Raw genomic sequence first — 6,919 nt, forward strand, 5'->3', positions numbered from 1 at the left:
TCATCCTGGCATTTTACGCCGCAGAGCGGCGGGGAATCGACCCGCAGGGATTGAACGCTCCAATGCCTGGATGGAGCGGTGTAAAATCTTGGTCAAGAACTTTGAGAGAACCTTGGATAACGCCACGACCAAAATCAACCTCTGCTTTGTCAGGCTGATGCTTAAGCGCCTTGCTGCCTCTCCTTGAGATCTCAAATGGGTTCTATAGACCTAAGATAGATTCAACACTCAAAGCTTTCATATTGCAATTGAGAGGATGCAAGAGCATAGCCTCCACGTAGGAAGACATCCCTGCATCCCGTTAGATTCAACCTCATTGAGAGTGCGAGAAAGATTTATCTCCTCCGGTAGAGGTAAAGCATAGACTTCTGAGAGAGAGAAATCTGCTCGTTTTGGGTGAAGTTAGTTATACGAATGAATTGAATGAGTGCTAGGGGGAAGTATCTCCGTTTAGTTGCTCAGCGTGTAGACTTTCGATTTCTTGGGTGAGCTTCATCAAGTTACGGCTATTTAGATAGACCCGATCCGTAGGATAGTTTTGCAGAATTTCTAAAAAAGAAAGTTGAGCATCATCGACCGTGGAGTGGATGAGTGCAGACCGGAGCGCAGGTTCACTCCCTTCCCCCGATTCGGTATGTAAGACCTGGGTTACTTTCTCCAAAAGCGTTTGACCGCTGGGTGCTGCCAGCATATCTTCCACAAACTCAACACTAACGTTAAACGGTTGGGTGAGTAATCCCTGAAGCGTTTCCGGTTCGAGATTGGCTAAGCCTAGATAAAACTGCATGGAGTCCGGGGCTTCTCCCGTCGCTGCCAAATGTTCTAAGTCGACAACGTCAAAGGAGGCACTGAATCCACCGTAGGTAACCACTAGGGTTTCTGCGGCGATCGCCCGTGATGAAAAACTTAACATTGCCAGAAACGCAGTCAGCGTGCCTGCTGAGCCGAGGAGCGATCGCCAGTTTTGGGTTGAGGGAAACATTACCATGTCTAAACTCGTCTCATAGGAATTGACTATCCTTGCCAGATTCGTGAATTAATCTAAACAAGCGATCGCACGAAACCTCTATCAGCCATATTCTAGACAGTCTAGCCCCCATTTGTGTATTCAATTTGCAATATTCACCCAAGTCTGTAGCCTAGCTGGAGGAAGCCCCATTCCCCGTTTTGATTACATACTATAGATAGATTCGATAGATTGAGAGCACGCACCTCGTATTCTCGCTCATTCATCCTTCGGGATAGACTCTGTTGTGAAACGTTCCAATTTGCCATTGTTCCTTCCTACTTCTCCCTGGCGATCGCGCCTGTTCCAAACCAGTGTCGTATTTAGTGTTTCCCTCTTTGTGAGTGGAGCATCGGGCGCAAAGTGGGGCTGGGAGTACGTGCAGGATAATCTTGCACCCGAAATTTCGCGTGAACTTAGCCACTCCCTTAATCGTCCAATTGTGATTGGGGATGTGGAGTCGGTTTCGCTGAACAGCATTCGGTTTAGTGCATCGTCCATGCCTGCGATTAGCACCGATCAGGACACGATGGACATTGAGGCGGTTGAAGTTACCTTTAACCCGCTTGAATTCATTCAAAATCAGCGCTTAAGCATAGACGTAACGCTGCATAACGCTGTGTTTTGGATTGACGAACAGCCGGAAGGATGGATCGAAATTGAGATTCCGAATACCGAAGATGATCTGATTGAAATTCGCATGATTCATCTCAAAAATGCCTCTGTTGACTTGGTGCCACTCCCCAAAGAGCCGAGTGATGATCCGAGGCTGCCCGTAGAACCACCGACCGATCTCCGCTTTGAGTCGCTTAATGGATACGTCACCCTAGCCGACGATGGCTCAACCCTTGATCTTCAATTGCAAGGGCAGGCCGTAGCAGGTGGGCAGGTTGCGCTGAGCGGATCGGCGGCACTCACCGATGACACTGCTAGGATAGAAGTCCACACCGATCAGTTGGCGATCGCCCCATTTTCGGTTTTGCTGCCCCCCGATCTGGTGATTCAAGACGGGACAGTAAGTAGTGATATTGCCATCGATCTGCAACCGGATACGGGATGGCAAGGCTCAGGAACGCTCGATATTCAAAACATGGCGGCACGGGCAGCCGGAGAACCGAATCCGTTCAAAGATCTGTCGGTGCAGATAGAGGTGCGTGATCGCCAGCTTCACCTACATCAAGGAGAAATGAAGTTTGGCGGCATTCCCTTTCGGCGCATTGAAGGGACAATCGATTTGGAGATCGGGTTAGATCTCACCGCTGCTGTGGATTCGGTCAATGCCGAGGATTTTATGAGTACGTTCCAACTGGAACTGCCCTTCCCAGTCACGGGAGCATTGATGACGGAACAGGTGGACGTAACCGGGTCTTTTGACCACGTTATGTTTGCCGGACGAGTCTACAATGCAGAGCCAATCCAGTTTGATCGAGTATTGTTCCCCAAGGCGCAAACTGACTTTACCTTTGACAAAACCAATGACCATTTGATTCTCAAAGACCTCCGGTTCTATCCAGAGGTGGGGGGACAGTTTACCCTTGATGCTGATATTCATCTGGGCGATGACGATAAGGGCGAGTATGATGTCTTTTGGGTAGATGCTCAGTTGGCCGGAGTCCCGGTTGATCAGCTTTTACAGGGATATGAGGTGTCCATTCCAGACCAAACCCTGGGGAATCTCTACGCCAAACTCCATCTTGAATCCTTTGAAGATAATCCTGATCTACAAATGGAATGGGCGTTGCAGGAAGGGCAGTATCCGGTTAAGGGCGTGATTACGGCGACCAATGACCAACTGCGCTTTACGGATACCCAACTTCAGATTGGCGGTGGAGTCGTAACGGCGGAAGGGGCGATCGCCAACGGAAACTGGCAAGCAACGATTCAGGGAACGCAGATTGCTTTACAAGGGCTGGGGTTAGAGATTCCCGGTTCTGCCGAGGGAGAACTCAATCTCAACGGTCAGCTTGCCACCTTAGATCTCAATGGAATTCAGGGCGATGGACAACTCCGGGTGAATCTCGGTTCAGGATCGGTGAACGCGGATTTAGGATTGGCAAACGGCAACTGGCAAGCGGTCGTAGCGTCTACGCCGATTTCTCTAAATACCTTTGATGCGGCATTGCCAGGACATCTTCAAGGGCGATTTACGCTGGATGGTTCCTTGGCTGAACTCTCTCCCCAGGCGATCGCCGCTGAGGGGCAGATCCAGCTTGTCGATGTCCTCACCATTCAGGATGAGCCATTGACCGCTGATCTACGCTGGTTGGGCGATCGCCTAGAGATTGCTAATGCTGGGAATTCTGTGCTGAACCTCAACGGTGGCATCGATGTGGATTTTGGTGGAGGATGGACACCGACGCTAGGCGAATTAGCGTTGAATCTCTCGGCTCAACAGCTTGATCTCAACGATATTGATATTTTGCCGTTAGAATCTCTCGATCTTCAGGGAGTGCTAACGATGAATGGAACGGTGAGCGGTACGATCGATCAGCCTGAACTGCTGGCAGATGTGGATCTTCAACAATTTGCCGTTCAAACCATCGCCTTTGACCCTCAACTTCAGGGACAGATCCACTACACCCCCGATCAGGTCAACATAGACATTCAGGGCGATCGCGACCAGATCCGCGTTCAATCGATGCCCGACGATTTTACCGCCTTTTCCCTCGAGCGTGATCGCACCACGATTCAAGGCAACCTATCCGCAGCGGGACAGCTTAACGCCACGGTGGACGCATTGCCCCTAGAAGCCTTAGACGAATGGGCACAGATCTCGTTACTCCAACCCCTAGGCGGCGATCTCTCTGCAACCGTAACGGCGGATCTCTCAGCAGGCGATCGCCCCCAAGCCCAGGCTAACTTTGCCATCACCCAGCCTGTCATTGGCCCTCTGGACTCGACCCTCCATCCCGATCATCAGGGCGATCGCCTATCGGGAACCCTCCTCTACGCGGACGATATCGTTCATCTTTCCGATGGTCAAATCCAGCTTGGGAACAGTGCCTTTGCCGTCAATGGTCAAGCAACACTATCTCCTGATCTCGCTGGAAATCTCCATCTTTCCGTAGAACAGGGGCAGATTCAAGACCTGATCACAGCCGTTCCCTCCCTCTCAACGTGGACACCGAATGAGCTAGCCGCAGCGTCTCCGGTTCCCCTCGATCTTCCCGCCATTGCCAATGCCCAGGGGACTTTCTCAGGGGATATTCAGATCGGGCGATCGCCCCAGGGAGAACTTGCCGCTCAGGTGAATGTATTGGGTGAAAACTGGCAGTGGGGTGATTTTGCGATCGCTAAGGTTGAGCTTGCGGATAGTTCCGTGGATGCTCAACAGCAGGTGACGCTTCCCATCTCCCTATCGGGCTTTAGCTACGCTGGATCTGATCCCTTGACCACAGAGATTGTGCTTTCCGGTCAGTGGAACGATGCCGCACCCACAGGACAAATCCGGCTTGCGCCCATTCCCCTATCGGTGATCGCATCGATGATGGATCTACCCGTTGCCGTCGATGGACAGGTAGGGGCGATCGCCACGGTGTCGGGCTTGCCAACCCAACCTGAGGTCGTGGGCGAGTTGGAACTACTAGAGGCCCAGATTCACGACATCACCGTTCCCCATGCCAAGATTGGCTTTAGCTATGGAGCAGATGGCTTGATGTTGGAGGAGTGGAATACGCTGCCCTCATCGGTCACAGCGCAGGACTAGCTTCAGGAAGACTGTACAGTTGCCGAACACGTCCCACAGAAATTAACATAACTTAATAAAACTGTTTAGAGTAGAGATGGTAAAACGCAATTCCCCAAACGACGTTCAGAGTTGGGACGATGCGCAGGATCTGGATCGTCTCATAAACGACAAACGATTGCGCAAACGGGCGACCCCAGCCAACGCACGGCGGCGCAACCGTCGCTACGGCAAGCAAATGCTCGACACTTATCTGGACAACCATTTCGACGACGACCTTGATCTAGAGGAGTTTAATCCATGACCTCAACGGCTCTCCACCCCGCTATCCAATCGGTTCCCCATGCCGCAGGTGGCCTCGACCCAGAGCGCTTCGACTGCCGCGAAGCCTGGTATCCGGTGCATTACGTGGAGGATCTCGATCCGGCTGTTCTTACCCCTTTTACCTTGCTGGAACAAGATTTAGTGATTTGGTGGGATGCCTCGGCGCAGACCTGGCGAGCCTTCGCGGATCAATGTCCTCATCGGTTAGCCCCCCTATCCGAAGGACGCATTGCCGAAGATGGTAAGCTGGAATGTCCCTATCACGGTTGGGCGTTTGACGGAGACGGGGCATGCGATCGCATTCCGCAGCAGCATGAGGGGGGCAATGCCCATCTCGCTAAACGGGCGTGTGTGCAGTCGTTTCCCACGGCTGTCCGCCAAGGACTCCTCTTTGTCTATGCCGGAACCCCAGAGTATGCAGACCATGTTCCCGTTCCCGTCGTAGAGCCATTGGGAGAGACATTGGACGGATGGGTCTGTTTAAACACCTTCCGCGACTTGCCCTACGACGCGCTAACCCTGTTGGAAAACGTGCTGGATGCTAGCCATGTACCCTTTACCCATCACCAATCTGTGGGCGATCGCGCCAATGCCAGTCCTGCCGATTTGGAAGTATTGGAATCCGGCAAACAAGGCTTTACGGGAACCTGGGCTGAAGGGCCACGACGGGGGACCCTAGGGCGGCAAGATACCACTTTTATCGCACCGTCGCTGATGTTCCACGACCTCACCTCCAAACAGTTTGGACGGACGATGACGGTTGTGTACGCCACTCCGATTCGCAAAGGGGAGTGCCGAGTCTTTGCCCGATTCCCGTTCCAGTTCTCCTCAAAAATTCCTGCCTTTTTCATCAAGCTCACGCCTCGCTGGCTTTCCCATATCGGCCAGAATGCGGTGTTGGAAGACGATCAAATCTTTCTCCATCTGCAAGAACGCTATCTAGCGAAAAACGGGGGAGGGACTCGTTTTGCCCAGGCGTTTTATCTCCCGACCAAGGCCGATCAGTTTGTGGTTGAGTATCGCCAGTGGGTCAATCAGTTTCAGGCCGATCCCTTTCCGGGTGAAGACTTTCCTCCGGCTCAAGATGCAGATACACTGCTGGATCGCTATCTCTCCCACACGCGCCACTGTGGGAGCTGTCGCAAAGCATTGGCTCGTATTCAGCGTATCAAACAAGGGGCTATTTGGGTGGCGGCGATCGCCTGGTCTAGCGTTCCCTTTCTGTTGGCCTTTCCTGGCTTAGCCGTTAGTGGACTGTATTTGAGTGTGGCGATCGCTGCGCTGGTCTCTGCGGGCACGGCTTTTGGGCTGCATCGCTTGGAACAGAAGTTTTACGAGGGTCGCCGGATTCCGCCGCGCAACTTGCCCGATCGCTCAGCCAAACAACCGCGCAAAGCTTAGTTTGTGTAGGGTGAATGAGTATCACAAAACCCACCTTAATCAAGGATTTTATCTTCCAGAATGTGCACGGGTGGATTGCGCAGACAAAACTCAGCATCGGTCGAGACTTCCAGGCAAAATCGCCCAATTGCGTAAGTCCTGTGGGTTTAGATCCTGAGCTTTAAATGATTCCAAGCCAATTCAGGAGTGCAGGGTTGATGTAGTGGATCTAGTATTGAGCTAGCGATCGAGCAATGTCCACTCTATAGTCTTCTCACTCATGACTGTATCTTTCGCACCGTCCGAAAATAGATGGAATTGAAGGGGCGATCGCCCCTTCATGAAGAAACTCAAAAATAAAAGTACATCCACAAAAACAGGCGGTACACTCATTGGGTGCACGTTTTTCATGGTGGTTTAAGTGAGGTTGCTCTATGGATCCGTCAATGGACTTACCTGATTTTCTAGCGGCTTTGTTGCATGATTAGAAAAACGGTCAGGTTCGCCTTGAGAGTGTCCTGGTA

General features: G+C 52.0%; 6 protein-coding genes. 4 read left to right on the forward strand and 2 right to left on the reverse strand.

Annotated features, from left to right (window positions below; translation table 11 throughout):
• The coding region (locus IGR76_07110) for a transposase (protein MBF2078278.1) at nucleotides 1-187 on the forward strand (187 nt) is incomplete at its 5' end.
• Between the two features lie 243 nt (nucleotides 188-430).
• Here the strand turns inward: IGR76_07110 and IGR76_07115 are convergent.
• The gene (locus tag IGR76_07115; protein MBF2078279.1) at nucleotides 431-982 is read right to left on the reverse strand and encodes an alpha/beta hydrolase; all 552 of its coding nucleotides are present in this window, start codon (nucleotides 980-982) and stop codon (nucleotides 431-433) included.
• 271 nt (nucleotides 983-1,253) lie between these two features.
• On the opposite strand from IGR76_07115, the gene IGR76_07120 reads away from it, so the two are divergent.
• From IGR76_07120 to IGR76_07130, 3 genes are all read left to right on the forward strand, one after another.
• A complete protein-coding gene (locus IGR76_07120; GenBank protein MBF2078280.1) occupies nucleotides 1,254-4,712 on the forward strand; it encodes a DUF748 domain-containing protein in 3,459 nt (1,152 codons plus the stop codon).
• Between the two features lie 76 nt (nucleotides 4,713-4,788).
• Nucleotides 4,789-4,995 carry a hypothetical protein gene (locus IGR76_07125; protein ID MBF2078281.1) on the forward strand — a complete coding sequence of 69 codons (207 nt, stop codon included), beginning with the start codon at nucleotides 4,789-4,791 and terminating at the stop codon, nucleotides 4,993-4,995.
• Nucleotides 4,992-6,416 (forward strand): Rieske 2Fe-2S domain-containing protein, encoded by a 1,425-nt coding sequence (locus tag IGR76_07130; GenBank protein MBF2078282.1) that lies wholly within the window; start codon nucleotides 4,992-4,994, stop codon nucleotides 6,414-6,416. The genes IGR76_07125 and IGR76_07130 overlap by 4 nt, the downstream gene beginning before the upstream one ends.
• Before the next feature lie 219 nt (nucleotides 6,417-6,635).
• Here the strand turns inward: IGR76_07130 and IGR76_07135 are convergent, their stop codons facing one another.
• Nucleotides 6,636-6,806, reverse strand: a complete 171-nt coding sequence (locus IGR76_07135; protein ID MBF2078283.1) for a hypothetical protein — start codon at nucleotides 6,804-6,806, stop codon at nucleotides 6,636-6,638.
• Between the last annotated feature and the right edge of the window lie 113 nt (nucleotides 6,807-6,919).

The sequence above is a fragment of the Synechococcales cyanobacterium T60_A2020_003 genome, from assembly GCA_015272205.1.
Taxonomy (GTDB): domain Bacteria; phylum Cyanobacteriota; class Cyanobacteriia; order RECH01; family RECH01; genus JACYMB01.